The sequence below is a fragment of the Pseudomonas sp. xss_4 genome (genome assembly GCF_043104125.1).
Taxonomy (GTDB): Bacteria; Pseudomonadota; Gammaproteobacteria; order Pseudomonadales; family Pseudomonadaceae; genus Aquipseudomonas; species Aquipseudomonas parafulva_B.
The window spans coordinates 1-1297 of record NZ_JBICKJ010000039.1 but is presented as its reverse complement, the minus strand read 5'-3'; the positions used below and the strand labels follow the sequence as shown (position 1 = coordinate 1297).

Genomic DNA, 1297 nt, shown 5'->3' with positions numbered 1-1297 from the left:
ATAAACTTGAACTGGCCGGGCAGCAGGATGTAGTCGTCGTCTTCCAGGTAGGTTTTGCCGAGGGCTTTCTTGAGGTTCTGGGTGAGCAGGTCGAGGTCGGCGTTGAGGAACAGCGAGTCGTCCTTGAGCTGCAGGATCTTGAAGGTGATGGGCGTGGCCACGGCCTCGGGCGCGGGGCTGGCGGCGCTTTCGGCCGGGGCGGTGCCAGCGTGCTGCCAGGCGTCGGTGGCCGCGTCGAGCCAGGCAGGAGCGCGGTCGTCGAGGGTGTTTGGCACCAGGGGTACGTCATAGGTGCGCCGCGCCAGCGCTTCCAGGTCGGGGATACGGGACAGGGCCGGCGTGGCGGGCGTGCCATCGGCCTTGGGTATCTGCAGCGAAGGGTCGAAGGGAATGCCTTCTGCCAGACGTGCAGGCGCGTCGCCCGAACCACCGGACTGCAACTGGTTGAGCAGAATGCTGAGTTTGTCGATCAGGTCGAGCTGGTCACTGCCCGTCAGGTTGATCTGGTAGAGCGCCTGTCCGGCTCCGTCCACGCCGATGGGCGTGGCCACGGACGGAGTGTGGACGGTGGCGTCCGCTTCGGCCTGTGGGGTGTTCGGGTTGGGGTTGACGCTGGGGCTGGCGTAAAGGCTGAACGCCACTTGCGTGGTCGGCCCCAGGGGCTCTTCGTCTTCGCCGAAGCCGAGCAAGCTGCAGCCGGGCAGGCTCGCGGCGGCGAGCAGGAGTGCGAGGTGTGGTTTGAGTTTCATTGCGCTTCCATCTCTTGTGTGCGCTGTGCCTGGTCGTAGGCCTGGTTGAATGCCTGCCAGAATCTTTCCAGTTCGGCTCTGGACGGTGCGGACGGCAACATAGCGTCGAGCCCTATCGTGATGGCATGGGTGAGGAGGGCGTCGGGCTGTTGTGCCTGTGCCGGGTTCATGGCGGTTTGGGTGGCTGTGGCGCTGTATGTCGTCGGCGCCGAAGGCTGGAGGATGTCGAGCAATGGCCCGGCGGTGCAGGCCGGTGCGGGCGGCAGCTCTGCCACCAGGTAGGGGCTGACGGCGGCTTCGGGCCGTGCGACGGGCAACCCGCTGATGGCTTCGAAGCGGGAGGCGGCCAGATCCGGCTGGGTGCTGGCTGGCGTCATGCCGTGGTGGATGTCTTCGACAAGGCTGTACTGATGCGCTTCCTCGACGATGCGGCCGGCATTGAGGGCCAGCAGGGGGTCGAGATCGCCGTTGCCGGGCTCTGCGCCTTCCAGCCAGCTTTGCAGGAGGTCTTTCTCTGCCGTGGGGGCGCTGTCGGGCAGGACGTCCGG

2 protein-coding genes are annotated in these 1297 nt (G+C 66.4%); both read right to left on the bottom strand.

What is annotated here, in order from left to right:
- A partial coding sequence (gene tssJ / locus ACF8GB_RS08390; RefSeq protein WP_392526861.1) for a type VI secretion system lipoprotein TssJ occupies window positions 1-749 on the bottom strand: 749 nt, incomplete at its 3' end.
- Window positions 746-1297: hypothetical protein (locus tag ACF8GB_RS08385; RefSeq protein ID WP_392526860.1), on the bottom strand; the 552-nt coding region annotated here is incomplete at its 5' end. The genes ACF8GB_RS08385 and tssJ, both read right to left, overlap by 4 nt.